The organism is Collinsella sp. wc0529, assembly GCF_046116875.1.
In the GTDB taxonomy this organism is placed as follows: Bacteria; Actinomycetota; Coriobacteriia; order Coriobacteriales; family Coriobacteriaceae; genus Collinsella.
On sequence record NZ_JBJXBO010000001.1, the window covers coordinates 78172 to 96926 of the forward strand.

The window sequence follows — 18755 nt, forward strand, 5'->3', positions numbered from 1 at the left end:
TGAGGAGCATGGAGGGGTCAAAGCATCGTGCTCGAACGGGTTAATCCAACTCTTTTAAGCCATGCGCCAGCTGCCAGTACTCGCCGTGCTGGGCGAGCAGCTCTTCGTGCGTGCCGCGCTCGATGATGCGGCCGTGTTCGAGGACCATGATGGCGTCGGCGTCGCGGACGGTGGACAGGCGGTGCGCGATCATAAACGTGGTGCGACCGCGCATGATGCGGTCCATACCGCGCTCGATGAGCTTTTCGGTACGCGTGTCAATGGAGCTCGTGGCCTCGTCCAGGATGAGCACCGGCGGATCGGCGACGGCCACGCGCGCGATGGCGAGCAGCTGACGCTGACCCTGCGACAGGTTGGCGCCATCGGCGGTCACGAGCGTGTCATAGCCCTGAGGCAGGCGGCGGATAAACGAATCAGCGCAGGCGGCCTCGGCAGCGGCGCGCACCTCCTCGTCGGTCGCGTCGAGCTTGCCAAAGCGGATGTTCTGCGCAATGGTGCCGCTAAACAGGTGCGTGTCCTGCAGCACAATGCCGAGCGACCCGCGCAGGCTGGCCTTGGCAATGTGCTTGACGTCGATGCCGTCGTACGTGATCTCGCCGTCATCGACCTCGTAGAAGCGGTTGATGAGGTTGGTAATGGTCGTCTTGCCGGCGCCCGTGGAGCCCACAAACGCAATCTTTTGCCCCGGCTTGGCAAACAGGTTGAGGTCCGTGAGCACACGGGCGCCCGGCACGTAGGAAAAGTCCACGGCATGGAAGCGCACGTCGCCGGCAAGCGGGACCAAGCCGCACGTGAGCTCGGTGCCGTCGGCGGCCACCGCGCGGTCCGACTCATCAACGGCTGCCACGTCATGCAGGTGCCCGTAGACGCCCACGCCCTGGCCCTCGGGAATCTTCCACGCCCATGCGGCGTCGCCCGTCTGCACCAGCTCCACGCAGCCCTCGTCCACCTCGGGCTTAAGGTCCATAGCCGCAAACAGGCGCTCGGCACCGGCCAACGCATTGAGCAAGAAGTTGCCCAGCTGCGTAAACTGGTTGATGGGCATGGCGGCCTGGCGCACAAAGACCAGGTAGCTCGCGAGCGCACCTACGTCGGCGAGCCCCTTGATGCAGAGCATGCCGCCCGCCACGGCGACGATGGCATAGTTGACGTAGCCAATCACGACGGTCATGGGCACCATGGAGTTGGCATAGCTCACGGCGGCGGTACCGGTGCGGCGAAGCTCGTCGTTGCGGCAGGTGAAGCCGGCGACATTCGCTGCCTCACGGTTAAAGACCTTGATGACCTTTTGGCCCGAGACCATCTCTTCGATATATCCGTCCAGGTCGCCAAGCGATGCCTGCTGGGCAGCAAAGAAACGCTTAGAGCGCGCGCCTGAGTAGCGCGCATACAGCACAATGGCCGCATCGCACACGAGTGTGATAATCGTGAGCTGCCAGTTAAGGATGATGAGCATAGCCGTGGTGCCCACAACCTGAATGGCGGCCTGAATCACGTTGGCAAAGCTGTTGTTGAGCGCCTCGGAGACGGTGTCGACGTCGTTGGTGAAAAAACTCATGATGTCGCCCGAGCGCGTGCTGTCAAAATAACTGAGCGGCAGCGTCTGGATGTGCGCGAACAGGTCGCGGCGAATATCGGACACCACGTGTTGGGCCGCGCGCACCATAATCTGCGAGTAGCCCAGGGCCGAGAGCACGCCCGCAGCGTAGATGATCGCCGTCAGGATGACCTGCTTGGCGAGCAGTTCCTCCCCGCCCGTGGCCAAACCGTTAACGATGGGGCGCACCATGTAAGTGCCGGCGAGGCTCGCGATGGCGGCAACGGAGGCGAGCACGCCCACCGCGAGCAACGAGAACTTGGCATGCCCCATGTAGGAGAGCAAGCGGCGTACAGTGCGCTTGAGGTCGGCCGGGCGTGCTTGGGCTGCGGTCTTAGGCATGGCGCTCACCCCCTTCCAAGGGTGATCCGCATACGACGGAGGAAAACGGATCATTCGCGCAACCATCGTCGCTGCCGTCGCCGGCGTCCGCGTTCCTCGCAAACTCCATCTGCGAGGCATAAATCTCCTGGTATATGTTGTCGCCCGCTAGCAGTTCCTCGTGCGTGCCCACGCCGTGGACACGACCGTCGTCCAATACCACAATGCGATCGGCATCCATGACACTCGCGATGCGCTGGGCGATGATGAGCACGGTCGTATCGGAAATCCGGGCGATGTGCTCGCGAATCTTAGCGTCGGTCGCCATATCGACCGCGCTGGTGGAGTCATCAAAAATGAGCACGCGCGGATGCTTGAGCAGCGTGCGCGCGATGCACAGACGTTGCTTCTGGCCACCCGAGACACCGGCGCCGCCTTGGCCCAACTCGCCGTCCAGCCCGCCGATGCGATCAAGGAACTCGTCCACGCACGCCGCGCGGCAAGCCGCGAGGAGCTCATCGTCCGACGCCTGCGGATTGCCCCACTGCAGGTTCTCGCGCACGGTGCCCGTGAACAGCACATTCTTTTGCAGCACAATGCCCACGGCGTCGCGTAGGGTCGCGAGGTCGTAGTCACGCACGTCACGTCCGCCCACAAGCACGGCACCCTCGGTAGCGTCGTACAGGCGCGCAATCAGCTGCACAAGCGAGCTCTTGCCCGATCCCGTACCGCCGAGGATGCCCACCGTCAAGCCGCTCTCGATGCGAAGGTCGATATGCTCGAGCACATCCTCGTCTGCATCCGCGCGGTATTTAAAGGAAACGTCGCGAAACTCGATACTGCCGTCCGCTGGTGCCGCAATCGCGAGGTCTCCCGCGGGGTTGGCGATAAAGGGTTCCTCATCGAGCACCTCGGCGATACGGCCCACACTCGTAAGAGCGCGCGTGAGCAGCAAAAACACGTTAGAAATCATCATGAGCGAATTCATGATCAGCAGCACGTAGCTCATAAAGCCCGTGAGAGAGCCTACACCCAACTTGCCGGCGAGAATCATGCGGCCGCCAATCCACAGGATGGAGAGCGCAGCCACGTACATCGACAGCTGAAACACCGGCAGGTTGAGCACCGCGCTGCCAAAGGTCTTTGTCGCAGTGCGCGCGAGCTCGGTATTGACGGTGTCGAACTTGGCCTCCTCGTGCTCGGTACGAACGTAGGCCTTGACGGCACGCACGGCGGTGAGGTCCTCCTGTACCACGCCGTTGAGGTGGTCCATCGAGGTCTGGAGTTGGCGGTAGAGCGGGCTCACGCGATAGGTGATGACGCCCAGTACGATTGCCAGCACAGGCAAGATGATCGCAAAGACGGTGGCGAGCGGGCGCGACAGCATCAGCGCGTAGATAAGGCCGACGATAAGCGTCACCGGGCCGCGCACCATAGGGCGAAAGCCGTTGCCCACAGCATTTTGGATAACGGTGATGTCCGTGGTCATGCGGGTGACGAGCGAGCTGGCGTCGTAGTTGTCCAGGTTGCCAAAGGCGAGCGTTTGAATCTTTTTGTACTCGGCCTCGCGCAGGTTGGCGCCTAGGCCCGAGGCAACGCGGGCGGACGTGCGGGCATAACCCAAGCCCAGTACCAGCGAAAGCGCAGCGCACACCAACATGTACGCACCCTGTAGCAGCATGTAGTTGATATCACCCGCAGGCACGCCCACATCGATGATGTTGGCCATGATGACCGGGATAAACAGCTCGAGCACCGTCTCGACCGACACAAAGAACACGCCGAGGATGGCATCGCGACGGTATGTCCCTAGATAGGAAAACAGTATTTTGAGATTGCGCACGCAGGTTCAACCCCCATCAAACGTTGTTCGCAAACGCACGTATTATTGCGCGCCGAATAATGGTGTCAAGTATTCCGAAATCGTTTTCTGCAAGGTTAGCGCCGGCGGCGAGTTCTCGTGACGTGTGTCCATATTCACTCGGAATAATGGTGCGCGCGACTTATTTCGCCCCACTGCCAACATAAACCTTGACTCTACAATCGTTGTAGGGTTTTCACTACACTGGTAGCTAAACGAACCCAGCCAGAAAGCCCCGCCCATGGAACACGACCTCACACGCGGCAATGTCCTTAAGACCATCGCGGTCTTTGCCCTGCCTTATATGCTCTCGTACTTTTTGCAGATGCTCTACGGCATGGCCGACCTGTACATGATGGGGCAGTTTAGCGGCGCTGCCGGCATCACCGCCGTGGGCAATGGCGCGCAGACGCTCTATATCATTACCGTGACGCTCGTGGGCCTGGCCATGGGAACGACGGTCATCGTCGGCCACGCCGTGGGCTCGCGCCGCTTCGATCGCGCCGAGACCGCCATCGGCAACACCATCACGCTGTTTATGGGCGTCTCGGTGGTACTGGCCGCTGTCCTGCTCGCACTGTGCCCGCAAATCGTGGCACTCATTGGCACGCCAGCCGAGGCGGTCGAAGGAACCGCCGCCTACCTGCGTATCTGCTTCATGGGCATTCCCTTTATCGCCGCGTACAACATCCTCTCGGCCATCTTTCGCGGGCTGGGAGATTCGCGTTCGCCTATGTACGTGATCGGCGTGGCATGCATCATCAACATCGCGCTCGATTATCTGTTTATCGGGCACATGGGGCTCGGCCCCGTGGGCGCGGCGCTCGGCACGGTAACCGCCCAGACGGCCAGCGTCGCCCTCGCACTCGTGTGGCTCAAGAGCCGCCGCACGAACATCCACGTTAAGCGCAGCGACCTGCGCCCCCAGCCCGAGGTGCTCGGCAGCATTCTTAAGATCGGCGTGCCCGTGGCCGTGCAGGACGGCTGCATCCAGGTGGCGTTTATGTTCATCACCGTCATTGCCAACCACCGAGGGCTCGTCGACGCCGCCGCCGTGGGCCTGGTCGAGAAGATGATCAGCTTTTTGTTCATTGTGCCGAGTTCCATGGGTGCCACCGTCAGCGCGCTCACGGCGCAAAACGCCGGCGCGGGCAAGGGCGACCGCGCATGTCAGGTGCTTAAAGACGCCATGACGATCTCGGTGGTGTACGGCTGCCTGATCACGGTGCTGATGTGGCTGGTGGCGCCGGCGTTTATCGGCTTTTTTGCCAAGGACTCTGCGGTGGTCGCGGCCGGCACCGGCTATATGCGCAGCTATATTTTCGACGCGATTTTTGCCGGCATCCACATTTGCTTTAGCGGCTTTTTCGCTGCGTATGGCAAGAGCTACATCGGCTTTGCGCACAACGTGCTGGCCGTGGCGCTCATTCGCGTGCCGGGCGCGTGGCTGCTGTCGAACGCCTATTCCGACACGCTGTTTCCCATGGGCATCGCTTCGCCGTGCGGGTCGATTCTGTCGGCAGTCATCTGTGTTGTCGCGTTTACCGTGCTCAACCGACGCGGGGCTTTTGACAAGTTGGCAGCGTAGCGGGGCAACGCGAAATCGCCCTTATCGACGACATCATCAGCGACGACCCCACAACCTACGTGACGCAGATCACGGTGCCGGTTGCCCCGTCCAAATAAGAACTGCCCAGAAAACGTTCGGCTGAAGGCAGAATCTTGACGTTATAGGCCATATTTTGCCTCAAGGTCATCGAGAGCCTCAAAGGCATCACGCGCCATGCCAGCAGCACGCTCCCGCTCGGCCACAGCTATACGAGCCATCAGACGAGCCTTAGCCTGTTCCTGAACCATGAAGTCATAGTCTTCAGACCGAAGTACAACAAATTTGCTATAGCCGTTTTTTGTAACAGTCACTGGACCAGGAGCCTCCCAACAAGCTCGCCAAACGCCGGGGACAGTCCCCGGTGTGGCGGTTTTACTCCTCCGGAATCGGAAACGCACGGATGAACTCTGCAGGCGAGAAGGTCTTGATGGTCGAGCGCACAAAAGCGGCGCGGTCACGCGTGATAATAAAGTCCACGCCGGCACGCTCGGCCATCGCACGGATACAGCCGTCCTCAAAGTCCGGCTCATCGGAATAGGCGGAGGCAAAACAAGCCTCTTGGTCGAGAGACTCTACCGAGTAGCTCTTAAGGCAGTCGCGCACTACCTCGCGCCCGCGCGCCTCGCCGGCCTGTTTGGTGAGAATGTAATACGCGTCCTTGAGAGAGCAGGCCGAAACAACGCCTTCGATAAGCCCCACGTCGACGAGCCCCTTGATCGTTTGCGCCGCTGCGTGCTCCGGCCGGCCCGGAAGCACGCAATCGAGCAGAAAATTGGTATCGAGAAATGCTCTCATAGGTAGCGCTCCCTCGCGACGCGCTTTTCATCTTCAACCGTCATCGTATCGAGCGGCGTTCCTTTTGGCATTTTGGCTACGATATCGAGATACTCCTGGTAGTCCTCATTCTCCGCGAGCATCTCACGGATCTCCTTCCAGGTGATCTTGGGATGCCACATCGTACCCACGTCGCGCTTGGGCTTGTCCGAGCCGCACGTCGGCTTTGCACCCCCGCGCTCCTGGGCAGCGTCATATTCCACTGCAACCGGGCTTTGATAGTCGAGCGGCACGATCTTGAACAACGGCTTGCTCCGCTTGAAGACCACAACCTCCTCGCCCTCATTGGCAACCTTTTCGGCCACCTGCGTAAGGTTTTGGCGCAGTTCCGAAAACGCGACGGTAACCATAACTGCTCCTCTCAACATATATCTTCACTGCTAAGTATACACGTTAATGTTAATGTTAAAGTGTATAAAACTCATCACAATGGGGCAGCCCCGTTGTGGAACCTCACTGCGGGGCCCCTTTGCTTTGTATGAATCTTCTATCGCTCCGGAACGACACCGCTTCGCAGGGTCACCCTCAGCAACCTACATGACGCAGATCATGCTGCCCGCCACCACGCCCAAATAAAAACCTCCCGGAAAGTATCAACCTTTCCGGGAGGTTTTCTAATTTGATTATCGATGTCCTAAGCCTGGGGCACCTCACCAGTAGCCAAGATCTGCTCGAGTGCATCCTCGTCCAACACGGGTACGCCTAGCTGCTCGGCTTTGGTGAGCTTGGAGCCCGCCTTGGGACCGGCAACCAGATAGCTCGTCTTCTTTGACACACTGCCCGAAACCTTGGCGCCGAGCACCTTGAGCGCCGCGCCCGCCTCGTCGCGCGTGCGGTTGACGAGCGTGCCGGTGAGCACGAAGGTCAGACCCGCGAGTGGCTGTGCATCGGCGAGCTCGCCCGCCACGCCAGCGTCAGCTGCAGCTTGCGCGTGTGCGGCGCCCAAATCGACCTCGAGCGACAGACCCGCCTGGCGCAGGCGTTCCAGCACGGCGAGATTCTCGGGCACGGCCAGGAACTGCTTGACGCTCGCCGCAATCTTGGGACCGATGCCCTCGCACTCGGCAATATCCTCTTCGCTCGCCAAGATAAGCTTGTCGATCGACAGGAATCGCTCGGCGATGACCTCGCCCACACTCTTGCCCACATGGCGGATGCCCAGGGCAAATAGCACGCGACCAAGCGGCTGGCTCTTGGACTTGTTGAGCTCGGCGATGATTTTCTCGGCCGTCTTGAGGCCCACCGGGATAGGGTCGCCCTTCTTGACGCCCTTTTTGCTGTTGGAGCTGGCATAGGTACGCCCCGTGTCTAGCCCGGCGATATCGTCGGCCGTGAGCTGGTAGAAGTCGGCGACGTCGTGGATCAGGCCGGCGGCGATCATCTTGTCGACGATCTCGTCACCCAGGCCGTCAACGTCCATGCAGCCGCGGCTCACCCAGTGGAGCAGACGCTCCTTGAGCTGCGCCGGGCAGTCGATGGACACGCAACGGTAGGCAACCTCGCCGTCCTCGTGGACCACGGGACTGCCGCACACGGGACAGACCTCGGGCATGTGCCAGTCGACCGAATCGGCCGGGCGCTTGTCGAGCACCGGGCCTACGACCTCCGGGATTACGTCGCCTGCCTTGTGCACGATGATGGTGTCGCCCTCGCGCACGTTTTTGCGGCGGATCTCGTCGATGTTGTGCAGCGTGGCGCGCGCGATGGTAGAGCCGGCGACCGTCACCGGGTCGAACTCGGCGACCGGCGTGAGTACACCGGTGCGGCCCACCTGGATGCGAATTTCGCGCAAGACGGTCTGCTTTTCCTCGGGCGGGAACTTAAAGGCAATGGCCCAGCGCGGCGCACGGGCGGTAAAGCCCAGGTCGAGCTGCTGCTGAAAGCTATCGACCTTTACGACCACGCCGTCGATGTCGTAGTCCAGGTCGCCGCGGTGCTCGAGCGCCTGGGCACAGAACTCGTGGACCTCGGCCGGCGTGGCGCAACGAGCCACGTTGGGGTTGACGCTAAAGCCGGCGCTACGCAACCAATCGAGGAACTCGCGCTGGCTGTGGACGTGCAGCGGGTCGGTATCGGCGATGGCGTAGATAAAGGTGGCCAGATCGCGGCGCGCCGTGACCTTGGGGTCTTTTTGGCGCAGGCTGCCGGCGGCGGCGTTGCGCGGGTTGGCGAAGGGGTCGCGGCCCTCGGCATCGGCCTCGTCGTTCAGGCGCACAAAGCTGCCCTTGGGCATGTAGACCTCGCCGCGCACCTCAATGGTGCGCTCGCGGTCGGCGCCCATGTGGACAAGCGCTGGCTCGGACAGGTGCATGGGCACATCCTTGATGGTGCGCACGTTGAGCGACACGTCCTCGCCCGTGGTGCCATCGCCACGTGTGGCCGCACGTACGAAGGTGCCGTTTTGGTAGGTAAGGGCCACGCCCAGGCCGTCGATCTTGAGCTCGCAGGTATAGGTGACGCTACCGGCGCCGAGCGCATCCTCGGTGCGTTGGAGCCACGCGTCGAGCTCATCCAGGTCCATGGCATCGTCCATGGAATACATGCGTGCCATGTGCGTGACCGGCGTAAACTGCTCGCTCACGTAGCCACCTACGCGCTGAGTATAGCTGTCGGGCGTCACCAGGTCGGGGTAGGTCGCCTCGATTTCCTGCAGCTCAACGAGCATTTTGTCAAAGGCGGCGTCCGTGATCTCGGGCGCATCGAGCATGTAGTAGCGATAGGCGTGGTAATCGAGCTCGTGGCGCAACTCGGCCGCACGCGCTGCCGCCTGGGCACGGGCGTCGACCGGTGCGGTGGCATCCGCGCTCGCGGGCGTTTCGGTATCGATGTCCACACCGTCACCAAACAGGCTCGATTGCTCCATAGCGGCACTCCTTCGCTCGATTTCAAACGGATACTAGAGTACCACCGGTCGCAATGAGGCCGAATAGCGGTCTCGAACCGCACCGAATCGGCAGCCGCCAGACTGGAGTGGACAGTTAGTTCAGATACGTATAAATCCTAGAGCTGAATCAGGCACGAACACCCCTGTTTCAACTAATTTGGGCTCCTCGAGACCATGTAAACGTCCCGCTCTCCCTTCCAAACACCCATTCGAGCCCCATCCCAATCAAAAATTGCTCAAAACGCATCCCAAGCTGCCCCAGATTTATACGTATCTGAACTAACTGTCCAGACCATTCCGGACCAGGCCTCTTGTCAGCCCCAAGCGATCCGTTTTCCTCCGTCCCCAACGGATCAATAAGAAAAGAGGGGCTGTCCCACACTTGGCGGGACAGCCCCTCTGGCTTCGGCATATGCGAAACGGCTCGCTAGTAGCCCTGGCCGTAGCCCTGGCCCTGACCCTGCTGGCCCAGCAGCTCCTCCAGGTACTGGCGCAGCTGCTCGTCGGTAATACCGCCGTTGCCGGTGTCGGTCGAGCTGTCGTCCTGCTGCTGGTTCTGCAACTCCTCATCGGAGCCCAGCTCGACCGTGACCTTCTTCTCGTCCTTGCCGCGCATAAGCGTGATCTCGACCTTCTCGCCCACCTCGTGGCTGCGCAGTGCGATGATCAGGCCATCGGCGCTCGTGATCTCGTCGTCGCCCAGCTTGGTGATGACGTCGCCCTCCTGAATTCCGGCCTTAGCAGCAGGACCATCCTCAACGACGCTCGCCACATACGCGCCGCTATCGGTGCTCAGCTTGTTGGTGCGGGCGTTAAGCGCATTGACGCTCGAAAGTGTGGCGCCCAGATACGGATGAACCGGCGTCTTGCCGCCGATGATCTGGTCGGCAATGTTCTTGGCGTAGTTAACGGGAATAGCAAAGCCCACGCCCGAGCTGGAGCCCGAATAGCTCTCGATGAGCGAGTTGATGCCCACCAGCTCACCATTGTCGTTAACGAGCGCGCCACCCGAGTTGCCCGGGTTGATGGCGGCATCGGTCTGGATCATGTTGGCATAGATAGTGTTACCGTTGGTAGAGCTCATGGCCGTGGAGCGATACAGTGCCGACACAATGCCCGTGGAGACAGACTGCTCGTTGCCGAACGGCGAGCCGATGGCCATGACCCACTCGCCCACGTTGAGCTTGGAGGAATCACCGATCTCGATCGGCGTGAGCTTGGAGGCGTCGGCATCCTTGAGCTTGATGACGGCCAGGTCGCTCGAGGCGTCGTTGCCCACGAACTCGGCCTCGTAGGTGGTGCCGTCGTCCATGGTCACCACGTACTGGTCGTAGCCGTCGACCACGTGGTTGTTGGTGAGGATGTGGCCCTCGGTATCGAGCACCACGCCCGAGCCGACGCTGCCCGAGCTGTCCGACTCGTCGGCAGACTGCGAAAGCGAGCCATTCTGGCTACCGCTCGAAGTGGCGGTAATGGAAACCACGGAGGGCAGGGCCTTAGCAGAAACGGCCTCGGCCAGCGTGGTATCCTCGGAGTCAATGGTGATCTTTTGCGTCGACGAACCCGAAGCACCCGCCGTCACGGCATTCTTTCCGCCGCCAATGTTGAGCGTGCCACTCATAATGAGCGCGATGACCAGCAGGGCGCCGCAGGCACAGCCGGCGAGCGCCGTAATAAAGATCGGCAGCTTTTTGGTCTTGGTCTTGACCACTGTGTGCTTGTTTACAACCTGCTGGCCGCCCAGCGGCTGGCCGGTCTGCGTGTCGTAAGCCTGCACGTAGGGAATGTTGCTGCCGGCAGGCGTCGACTCCACCTGCACACGCGGCTGCTGCTGGGTCTCGCCGGCGTTGCCCGCATCCTGGGGACGCTGGGAATCGTACTCGCTCATGGCTGCGATCCTTTCGTCAAATAACCAAAGGCCCGCCAAACATGTGGCGGGCCATCATTGTTCACGTTGAGTTGTACCCCAATATGCGGGCGCAAGTGTATGAGAACGCAATCTTTTAGGAAGGCTTAAGTTCTGCCGCAGACCCGAAAGGAATCCGTGCCTGCGTCAAAACCACCACAAAAGTGCCTGTCCCCTTTGTGGTGGAAATCTAGTCCTTAAACAGATAGCCCACGCCGCGGACGGTGGTGATGTGCGCCGCGATCTGCGGACCCACCTTGGAGCGGATGCGTCGAATGTGCACGTCGACGGTGCGCGTGCCGCCGCAGTACTCAAAGCCCCATACGCGGTGCAGCAGCACCTCGCGGCTGTAGGCGCGGTTGGGGTGCGTCGCCAAAAAGCTCAGCAGCGAGTACTCCATCAGCGTCAGGTCGATGGGCTCGTTATCGAGCGTCACCTGGTAGGTGGCCAAGTTGATCTCGAGGTTATCGATGTTGAGTACATCGTCGGCGGCGACGGTCTCCTCCTCGCCCATCAGGCGCTGCGCACGAGCCTTAAGCTCGTTGGGCGTCGCCGTGGGGCATACAAAGTCGGCATGCGCGTGATTGGGCAGGCGCAGGGTGCCGAGCGCCTCGTCGTCAACGATCACCAGCATGGGGACGCCGCCGCGGTCGTCGAGCCACTTGGCAATCTGATCGATGCGGTCGCTGCGGATGCCGTCGGAGTCGAGAATCAGCAGGTCAAAGTCGTGCGCCGCAGTCGGCGAATCGGGGGTTGCCAGGCTCACCTCGACACCCAGGGTGGTCGTCAAGCTGCAGGCAAACTCGTGGAAGCGCGTCGTACGCGCCATGAACAGGGCACTCTTTTCGGACATATCGGCCTCCAAAGAAATGAGCTCAATCGTACTGGAACAAGCCAGCGCGATTAGGAGTTCGCCAGGTAGTGTTTGATCTCCCACTCGGTGATCGTAGACTCAAACTTATGCCACTCGTCGCGCTTCTTTTTGAGGAAGAAGCTGTGGATGTGCTCGCCGAGGGCATCCTTCATAAACTGCGAGTCCTCAAACACGTCGAGCGCCTCTTTGAGCGAGCGCGGCAGCGGCGTGTAGCCGGCCTCGACCATCTGACGGTCGGTGAGCTTGAGCGTCTCGGCCGTTGCCTCGGGCGGGAGTTCCAGCTTGCGCTCGATGCCGTCCAGACCAGCCGCCAGCGTGACGGCGTTGACCAGATACGGGTTGGCCATGGGATCGGGACTGCGCAGCTCGATGCGCGTGGACAGCTGCTTGCCGGGCTTGTAGACCGGGATGCGGACCATACTCGCGCGGTTGCGCAAGCCCCACGTGGCGTACTGCGGCACGGAGTCGCCACCCGTGGTGATGCGCTTGTACGAGTTGACCGTGGGGTTGGTGATGGCGCTGATCTCGCGCGCGTGCGCCAGAATGCCGGCCATGTAGTGCTTGGCGACGTCGGAGAGATGGTACTTCTCGTCGTCCTCTCCCCAAAAGACGTTGTTGCCGTCGTGGTCGAACAGCGACTGGCACAGGAACATAGCGCTGCCATCCTCGCCCGCCAGCGGCTTGGGCATAAAGGAGGCGTGGCAACCGCTCTCGTAGGCCTGCTGTTTAATGATGAGTTTGGCCGTGGTGATGGCGTCAGACATGCTCAGGGCCTCGGCGTGGCGCAGGCTCATGCCGTGCTGCGAGCGACCGGCGGCGTGGAAGGTGTACTCCACCGGCACGGACATCTTCTCGAGCGTGAGGACCGTGTTGCGGCGCAGGTCGCGAGCGGCATCGCTCACCGAAAGATCGAAGTAGCCCACGTTGTCGAGCGGCTCGGGGGTGTGCTCGTCGGGGAAGTAGTAATACTCCAGCTCGGCGCCCACGTTGAGCAGGTAGCCAGCCTTCTCGGCCTTGCGGAACATGCGGCGCAGGGCATCGCGCGGATCGCCGGCGAAGGGCTTGCGGTCGGGGGTGCACACATCGCAGAACACGCGGGCGACGCCGTTGTGGCTCGGGCGCCACGGCAGAATCTGGAAGGTCGAAGCATCGGGGAATGCGAGCATGTCGGCTTCCTCGGGCGTAGCAAAGCCCTCGATGGCCGAGCCGTCAAAGCCAATACCCTCCTCAAAAGCGACCTCGAGGTCCTCGGGGCTAATGGCAAAGTTCTTGAGGCGGCCGAGAATGTCGACAAACCACAGACGCACAAAGCGGATGTCACGCTGCTCTACGGAGCGGAGTACGTAATCGATGTTCTGCTGGTTCATGTCGCTCCCCTTTCTTTCGGGCGGGTTTCGACTGGTCTATATCGCAGATACTATCGCAGAAAAATGTTTCCGCAGGGTTAAAGCGTATCAAGCGCTCAAAAAACGTGTGCGAACAGGCAGTTGCGAACGAGCGGCTAGCGTTCAGATTCGGAGACAATTTGTCTACAGGCTCGTTCCAGCGTAGGGAACTCCATCGTCACTGCATCCCAAACAACCGAGCGGTCGACATTGCCGTAATCATGCGCAAGATAATTTCTCATGCCGATAATTCCACGCCATTCGATTTCGGGATGAAGCCGCTGCGAGCGTTCCGACAATTTGCCCGCTTCTTCCGTTACCCTAAGCGCACACATCAAAAGGGAGTCCGCCAACGCCCTCGTCCGCACGTCATTCGCATGCAGAAACTGGTCCTCGGTGATATCAAAAACCTTGATGCGCTCGTTCGTTTCAGAAATGGCATCCAAAACCTCTTGGGCGCGAAGGCTGTCTGACTTACGCGCGATCATAAAGGATCACTCCTTCGCGCTCGATTACCGCGGCAAGATCGTCATCAAGATGATCACTAGAGACGAGATCAACCTGCCTCCCGGTTTCTTTGCGCACCGCCTCACCAAATGCCGACAGCGCGAAAAGACCAAAGCCCCGCTCGCGATCGACTTCGAGGCGCAAGTCAATATCACTATCGGCATGCGCCTCGCCACGGGCATACGAACCAAAAAGAATCACGGTTTTGATGGCGGGAATCGAGCTGGCCGCCTCGCGGACGGCGGACTCAATCTGGGCAGTATCCAAAATGCCCGCCGCGGCGCTTTCGCTCGCAGAGCTTTTACCGAGTGAAGGAACAAACGGCAGAGAGCGTTCGCGCAGCATCTGCCTCATAAACATATTGACCGCAACAGACGAAGTCATGCCAAGCTCTTCGCACAGTTCGGCAAATGAGTCTTTAATTGACGAGTCCACTCGCACACTCAGCACAGACGCAGCCATGGATACCTCCTGTATGACATTGTCTATATATTATCACACAGACTAGCGCGAGGTCGAAGCGCGGTGTTCGATGTGGCCGGGAATCTCGATGCGCTTGGGGGCGAGCTTTGCGGCCTCGCCCACGGTGGTGGTAACAACGTCGATGCGCTCGGAGAGGCGCTCGACTACGCGCTCGGCAATGGTAAGGGTGTCTTGCGCGGCCGTGGTCACACCGCCAAAGAGCACATGGTTCCAGGGGTAGTCGTCAAACGTCGCGATCTTGAGCCCCGCCGGCAGCGAGGGTCCCAGCTGCGCTAGCGCCTCGGTCAGACGCAGGAAAACCAAGCCGTTGACGGCAATGAGGCCGAGCTTTTTGCCTGCATAGCCGCGGATGGTCTCGTCCAAGCGGCCGACGCCCGAGGCGGCACCGTCGGCCAGAGTGACGACCTCACCCGCAAGGCCGCGTCGCGAAAGTTCGTCGGCAAAGGCCTCGGCACGCTCGCGACGCACGGGGCTGTCGTCGCTTGCCTCGGTGAGCAGGCACAGGCGCTCGCTGCCAACGGCGGCGAGCTCGTCTACCAAGCCAGCGACCAGCTCACGGTTGTTAGATGTCACCAGATCGACACCGCCGTCGGCAACGTCGCGGTCGAGCAGCACGACGGGCAGACGTCCCGCTGCCGCGGCGATCGCCTCGTCATTGCCTCCGCAGGTGTTGACGACCAGGCCGTCCACGCCGGCATCGATAAGTCTGGTGAGCGACTCCGCTTCCTTAGCGGGGTCGTTGCCGCTAATGGCCGTCATGAGCGAGCAGCCGCGCGCCGCGGCGCTGGCGGAAAGGCCCTCGAGCATGGCGCTCGAGAACGGGTTGGCGATGTCAGCCAGAATCACACCGATGAGGTTCGTACGCGAGCTGCGCAGATTGCGCGCGGCGGCACGTGGGCGATAGCCGGTGCGCTCGATAACCGCCGCGATGCGAGCGCGGGTTTCCTCGGTCATCTGCCCGGGGCGGTTGTTGAGATAGCGCGAGACCGTGGCCGGGCTCACGCCCGCCTCGGCGGCAATGTCCTTGATTCTCATCTGCGCCATGGCGCACCCCGTTTCCCAATTGTCAGCAGTCTGAGCCATTTTAGGCATTTTTTTAAAAATCTCGCTTGCAAAACGCTGTAGGTGAGTATACTACAACTCGAAACGAAACCGATTTCGTAAACCGATTTCGGCAAGCGTTGGCGCGGAGGTGCAAAGATGTACCCTACCGTCTTGGCACCTCCGCGCCAACGCCATATCAAAGGTGTACGCACGAGCAAGAAGGAGCTGCGCGACCATGGGTAAAACGGTTCTTACCTTCGGCGAAATCATGATGAGGCTCTCGCCCAAAGATCATCTGCGCATTGAGCAGGCAACCGAGTTTGACGTCCGCTACGGTGGCGCCGAGGCCAACACCGCTCTTTCCCTGGCCTACCAAGGCGACAAGGCCGCTTACGTATCCGTTGTCCCGGCCAACCGCCTAGGCGAGTGCGCGCTGCGCTCGCTGAAGGCCTACGGCGTCGACACAACGCGCGTCGTGCGTCAGGGCGACCGTCTTGGCTCCTATGTGTTTGAGGTCGGCGCCTCGCAGCGCGGCAACGGCTGCGTCTACGACCGCAAGTTCTCTGCCATCAACATGGCCAAACGCGACGTCTTTGACTGGGGCGAGATCCTCAAGGGCATCGATGTCTTCTATTTCTCCGGCGTGACCCCCGCCGTCTCCGATGAGATGGCCGCCGCCTGCAAGGAGGCACTCGCCGCCTGCCGCGCCAAGGGCATCACCACCGTGTGCGACGTGAACTATCGCGGCAAGATGTGGTCGCCCGAGAAGTCGCAGGCCACCATGAAGGAACTCCTGCCGCTCGTCGACATCTGCATCGCCAACGACGAGGATGCGCCCGCCGGCCTCGGCATGACCTGCGTCTCTGGTTCCCTTGCCCATGGCATCGAGGAGCGCGACACCTACGTCGAGATGGCCCGTCAGATCTGCGCCGAGTACGGCTGCAAAAAGGTCGCCTCGGTCGTCCGCAACATCTCTTGCGTCGAGCGCTCCATCTGGATGGGCATGCTCTTTGACGCCGAGAGCGGCGAGTACTGGTTCTCCCCTGCTCACGATGTGCACGTGCTCGAGGGCGTTGCCGCCGGCGACGCTTTCAACGCCGGCTTCGTCCATGCCCTCATCAACGACTTTGACCCGCAGGACGCCGTCAACTACGCGATTGCAGCCTCGATCCTCAAGCTCACCATCAAGGGCGATTCCAACTTGGTGACCGCAGACGAGATCGCAGCCGTGGCCAACGCCGCCGACGGTGGCACCCGCGTCGCGCGTTAGTCCGTCTCCATTCCGCGGGCCGCAGCTTTCCAATCCCATACCCCTGCGGCCCGCTCCCCGATTCCTCCGGCCGGGCAAAACCACCAGTCCCATTCCGGTTTTGCCTGGCATTCCCTACATGACTGGTCGAGCAGCTGGTTTTGGAATTGCTTGAACCCCAAGCAGTGCCTCCGATAACCAATCCAAAATCGGCTCCTGACCAGCATATTTGGCAATCACGCGCCCATGCGCGCCATACATCGAAAGGAACATTATGTTCGATCAGTTCTACACCACGCTTGAGTCCCTGGGCATCGTGCCGGTCGTCGTGCTCGACAAGGTCGAGGACGCCGCTCCGCTCGCCCACGCCCTTATGGCAGCTGGCATGAAGTCCGCCGAGGTCACCTTCCGCACCGCCTGCGCCGCCGAGTGCATCGCCGCTATGGCCGAGGCCGAGCCCGAGATGTGCGTTGGCGCCGGCACTGTCCTGACCGTCGAGCAGGTTGAGCAGGCCCGCGCAGCCGGTGCCAAGTTCATCGTCTCCCCGGGTTACAACGAGGACGTCGTGAAGCACTGCATCGACATCGACCTGCCCGTCCTTCCCGGCACCGTGACCCCCTCCGAGGTCACCGCAGCCGAGAACCTGGGCCTCAAGGTCACCAAGTTCTTCCCCGCGTCCCAGTATGGCGGCCTGAACACCATCAAGGCCCTCGCCGCTCCGTTTGTCGGTCACCGCTTTATGCCTACCGGCGGCGTGAGCACCGTCAACGTCGAGGAGTACCTGAGCTCCTCCGCCATCATCGCCTGCGGTGGCACCTGGATGGTCAAGCCGGCCCTGTTTGCCGACGGCGACTTCTCCAAGGTCGAGCAGATTGCCCGCGAGGCCATGGACGTCGTCAAGAAGGTCCGCGGCTAGGTTTAGCTCTCTATCGTGAAAGGGGGCGTGCCCTAGACCTCGCCCCCTTTCTTTTAAAGCGGCTCGGAAGCGCGCCGTTTCCGTCACGAACAAGAACCAAAACCGTCTTGTATGCTGATAGAACGTGACGGAAGCGACACGCCCCCGAGCCGCTTTGCCTACTCGGCTGGCAACCGCGCCCAGTTGAGCCACATCGACAAAAACCGAGCCATCAAAACAGCTGCGGCGCCGTCTGGAGGAATGGACCCTTGCTTCCGGTCTTTTCCTCCAAGCGGCGCCGCAGCTTTTTCGTGCCCCGATAGTACCCCGGCAGTTGCGGTGAGATACGGACTGTTTACACCATCAGAGCCGCAAAACAATCCCTATTTCACCGCAACTAATGAAGGGGACGAGTTAGATGGCCGAGTCTTTGGACAGCTCAAAATAGTCGGGATGCAAGGCGATAACCGGGCCCTGCTCCTCGGGCATCAGGTGCAGGTGCGTCTCTGCCAGATAGCTCGCCGTGTCGGTATCGCCCCCCTTAATGGCCTCGAGAATCCGGCGATGCTGCCGACGAATCGGCTCCCAATCCAAATCCTGCGACACCATACGCAACCAGTTATACCGCTCAAAATGCGTATTGACGCTCCTCATCCAATCCCACAACATATGGCGGCCGGCAATCTCAAAGCACGTCTCATGGAACAGGTTATCCAGATCAAAGAAACGACGCGTCTCGCCATGGTCGAGCGACTCGGACTCGGCAAGAATCTGCTCGAGCCGACACTTCTGCTCGGGTGTGGCGGCAGAGCAGCATTTAATGAGCACGCTTCTCTCGAGTTTCTCACGCAAGAAACAGGCGTTCTCGGCGCGCTCCATGCTGATTTTTGAGACATAGGTGCCGCTTTTGGGACGCGTTTCCACCAGCTCCTGCTCACGCAGGCGCACAAAGGACTCGCGAATGGGCGTGCGTCCGATTCCCGTCTCCTTTTCCAGACCAATCGCCGAAAGGCGCGTGCCGGGCTTGAGCTCGGCATAGATGATCTTGGACCGCAATGCGTTGTACGCCTGGTCTTGCAGGCTCTGATAATGCTGCTGTTCCATAAAGCCCTCGGATGAAGCCTCGGTTAATCGAATACCACCATGCAATACTATCGCATCCCCCGCCCCCATAAGTTGCGGTGGAATAGTTCCTGTTCAAAGCCTTCAGCAGCAAAAACAGGAACTATTCCACCGCAACTACAGCCAACGAGTTGTTGCGATTAGGTGAACGTTCACCTTTTTATTGTTTTTCTCTTCGCAAATA

The 18755-nt window shown here is 60.8% G+C and carries 16 protein-coding genes; 3 read left to right on the forward strand and 13 right to left on the reverse strand.

The annotated features are described in order from the left end of the window. Positions 1-40: 40 nt before the first annotated feature. Positions 41-1939: an ABC transporter ATP-binding protein gene (locus ACKUTP_RS00320; protein ID WP_409063265.1), complete on the reverse strand. Its 1899-nt coding sequence runs from the start codon at positions 1937-1939 to the stop codon at positions 41-43. Next, entirely contained in the window at positions 1932-3761 is a 1830-nt protein-coding gene (locus ACKUTP_RS00325) for an ABC transporter ATP-binding protein (protein WP_409063266.1), read from the reverse strand. Before ACKUTP_RS00325 ends, ACKUTP_RS00320 begins: the two co-directional genes overlap by 8 nt. Before the next feature lie 259 nt (positions 3762-4020). Here ACKUTP_RS00325 and ACKUTP_RS00330 point away from each other — a divergent pair, with 259 nt between their 5' ends. Continuing rightward, entirely contained in the window at positions 4021-5367 is a 1347-nt protein-coding gene (locus tag ACKUTP_RS00330; protein WP_409063267.1) for an MATE family efflux transporter, read from the forward strand. Positions 5368-5507: 140 nt separating this feature from the next. Here ACKUTP_RS00330 and ACKUTP_RS00335 read toward each other — a convergent pair whose 3' ends face one another. The 10 genes from ACKUTP_RS00335 to ACKUTP_RS00380 all read right to left on the reverse strand — a co-directional run bounded on the left by ACKUTP_RS00335 (position 5508) and on the right by ACKUTP_RS00380 (position 15305). Continuing rightward, positions 5508-5636 carry a hypothetical protein gene (locus ACKUTP_RS00335; protein WP_271730328.1) on the reverse strand — a complete coding sequence of 43 codons (129 nt, stop codon included), beginning with the start codon at positions 5634-5636 and terminating at the stop codon, positions 5508-5510. 124 nt (positions 5637-5760) lie between these two features. Then, positions 5761-6183 carry a PIN domain-containing protein gene (locus ACKUTP_RS00340; protein WP_195246043.1) on the reverse strand — a complete coding sequence of 141 codons (423 nt, stop codon included), beginning with the start codon at positions 6181-6183 and terminating at the stop codon, positions 5761-5763. Continuing rightward, the gene (locus ACKUTP_RS00345; protein WP_195246044.1) at positions 6180-6572 is read right to left on the reverse strand and encodes a type II toxin-antitoxin system Phd/YefM family antitoxin; all 393 of its coding nucleotides are present in this window, start codon (positions 6570-6572) and stop codon (positions 6180-6182) included. The genes ACKUTP_RS00340 and ACKUTP_RS00345 overlap by 4 nt, the downstream gene beginning before the upstream one ends. A gap of 284 nt (positions 6573-6856) precedes the next feature. Then, entirely contained in the window at positions 6857-9085 is a 2229-nt protein-coding gene (ligA, locus tag ACKUTP_RS00350) for an NAD-dependent DNA ligase LigA (protein ID WP_409063268.1), read from the reverse strand. 448 nt (positions 9086-9533) lie between these two features. Beyond that, positions 9534-10994 (reverse strand): S1C family serine protease, encoded by a 1461-nt coding sequence (locus ACKUTP_RS00355; protein WP_409063269.1) that lies wholly within the window; start codon positions 10992-10994, stop codon positions 9534-9536. Between the two features lie 208 nt (positions 10995-11202). Then, positions 11203-11865, reverse strand: a complete 663-nt coding sequence (locus ACKUTP_RS00360; protein WP_409063270.1) for a DNA-binding response regulator — start codon at positions 11863-11865, stop codon at positions 11203-11205. Positions 11866-11915: 50 nt separating this feature from the next. After that, complete coding sequence (locus tag ACKUTP_RS00365) at positions 11916-13253, reverse strand: glutamine synthetase family protein (RefSeq protein ID WP_035136873.1); 1338 nt, start codon at positions 13251-13253, stop codon at positions 11916-11918. A 134-nt stretch (positions 13254-13387) separates the two neighbouring features. Beyond that, entirely contained in the window at positions 13388-13759 is a 372-nt protein-coding gene (locus ACKUTP_RS00370; RefSeq protein WP_117770061.1) for a DUF86 domain-containing protein, read from the reverse strand. Continuing rightward, on the reverse strand, positions 13746-14240 hold the full coding sequence (locus ACKUTP_RS00375) for a type II toxin-antitoxin system RelB/DinJ family antitoxin (RefSeq protein WP_117770062.1): 495 nt from the start codon (positions 14238-14240) through the stop codon (positions 13746-13748). Before ACKUTP_RS00375 ends, ACKUTP_RS00370 begins: the two co-directional genes overlap by 14 nt. Positions 14241-14282: 42 nt before the next feature. Beyond that, positions 14283-15305: a LacI family DNA-binding transcriptional regulator gene (locus ACKUTP_RS00380; RefSeq protein WP_409063271.1), complete on the reverse strand. Its 1023-nt coding sequence runs from the start codon at positions 15303-15305 to the stop codon at positions 14283-14285. Positions 15306-15540: 235 nt separating this feature from the next. Here ACKUTP_RS00380 and ACKUTP_RS00385 point away from each other — a divergent pair, with 235 nt between their 5' ends. Beyond that, complete coding sequence (locus ACKUTP_RS00385) at positions 15541-16575, forward strand: sugar kinase (RefSeq protein ID WP_195520931.1); 1035 nt, start codon at positions 15541-15543, stop codon at positions 16573-16575. Positions 16576-16828: 253 nt separating this feature from the next. Continuing rightward, positions 16829-17470, forward strand: coding sequence for a bifunctional 4-hydroxy-2-oxoglutarate aldolase/2-dehydro-3-deoxy-phosphogluconate aldolase (eda, locus tag ACKUTP_RS00390; protein WP_195520932.1), 642 nt, complete (start codon positions 16829-16831; stop codon positions 17468-17470). 393 nt (positions 17471-17863) lie between these two features. On the opposite strand, the gene ACKUTP_RS00395 is transcribed toward eda, so the two are convergent. Beyond that, positions 17864-18553 carry a GntR family transcriptional regulator gene (locus ACKUTP_RS00395; RefSeq protein ID WP_409063272.1) on the reverse strand — a complete coding sequence of 230 codons (690 nt, stop codon included), beginning with the start codon at positions 18551-18553 and terminating at the stop codon, positions 17864-17866. Positions 18554-18755 lie beyond the last annotated feature (202 nt).

Bases quoted from the DNA above. Each gene is read 5' to 3' on its own strand.
- ACKUTP_RS00380 (WP_409063271.1), bottom strand. From the start codon at position 15,305: ATGGCGCAGATGAGAATCAAGGACATTGCCGCCGAGGCGGGCGTGAGC.
- ACKUTP_RS00335 (WP_271730328.1), bottom strand. From the start codon at position 5,636: ATGGTTCAGGAACAGGCTAAGGCTCGTCTGATGGCTCGTATAGCTGTG.
- ACKUTP_RS00360 (WP_409063270.1), bottom strand. From the start codon at position 11,865: ATGTCCGAAAAGAGTGCCCTGTTCATGGCGCGTACGACGCGCTTCCAC.
- eda (WP_195520932.1), top strand. From the start codon at position 16,829: ATGTTCGATCAGTTCTACACCACGCTTGAGTCCCTGGGCATCGTGCCG.
- ACKUTP_RS00370 (WP_117770061.1), bottom strand. From the start codon at position 13,759: ATGATCGCGCGTAAGTCAGACAGCCTTCGCGCCCAAGAGGTTTTGGAT.
- ACKUTP_RS00385 (WP_195520931.1), top strand. From the start codon at position 15,541: ATGGGTAAAACGGTTCTTACCTTCGGCGAAATCATGATGAGGCTCTCG.
- ligA (WP_409063268.1), bottom strand. From the start codon at position 9,085: ATGGAGCAATCGAGCCTGTTTGGTGACGGTGTGGACATCGATACCGAA.
- ACKUTP_RS00395 (WP_409063272.1), bottom strand. From the start codon at position 18,553: ATGGAACAGCAGCATTATCAGAGCCTGCAAGACCAGGCGTACAACGCA.
- ACKUTP_RS00365 (WP_035136873.1), bottom strand. From the start codon at position 13,253: ATGAACCAGCAGAACATCGATTACGTACTCCGCTCCGTAGAGCAGCGT.
- ACKUTP_RS00320 (WP_409063265.1), bottom strand. From the start codon at position 1,939: ATGCCTAAGACCGCAGCCCAAGCACGCCCGGCCGACCTCAAGCGCACT.
- ACKUTP_RS00375 (WP_117770062.1), bottom strand. From the start codon at position 14,240: ATGGCTGCGTCTGTGCTGAGTGTGCGAGTGGACTCGTCAATTAAAGAC.
- ACKUTP_RS00330 (WP_409063267.1), top strand. From the start codon at position 4,021: ATGGAACACGACCTCACACGCGGCAATGTCCTTAAGACCATCGCGGTC.
- ACKUTP_RS00340 (WP_195246043.1), bottom strand. From the start codon at position 6,183: ATGAGAGCATTTCTCGATACCAATTTTCTGCTCGATTGCGTGCTTCCG.
- ACKUTP_RS00355 (WP_409063269.1), bottom strand. From the start codon at position 10,994: ATGAGCGAGTACGATTCCCAGCGTCCCCAGGATGCGGGCAACGCCGGC.
- ACKUTP_RS00345 (WP_195246044.1), bottom strand. From the start codon at position 6,572: ATGGTTACCGTCGCGTTTTCGGAACTGCGCCAAAACCTTACGCAGGTG.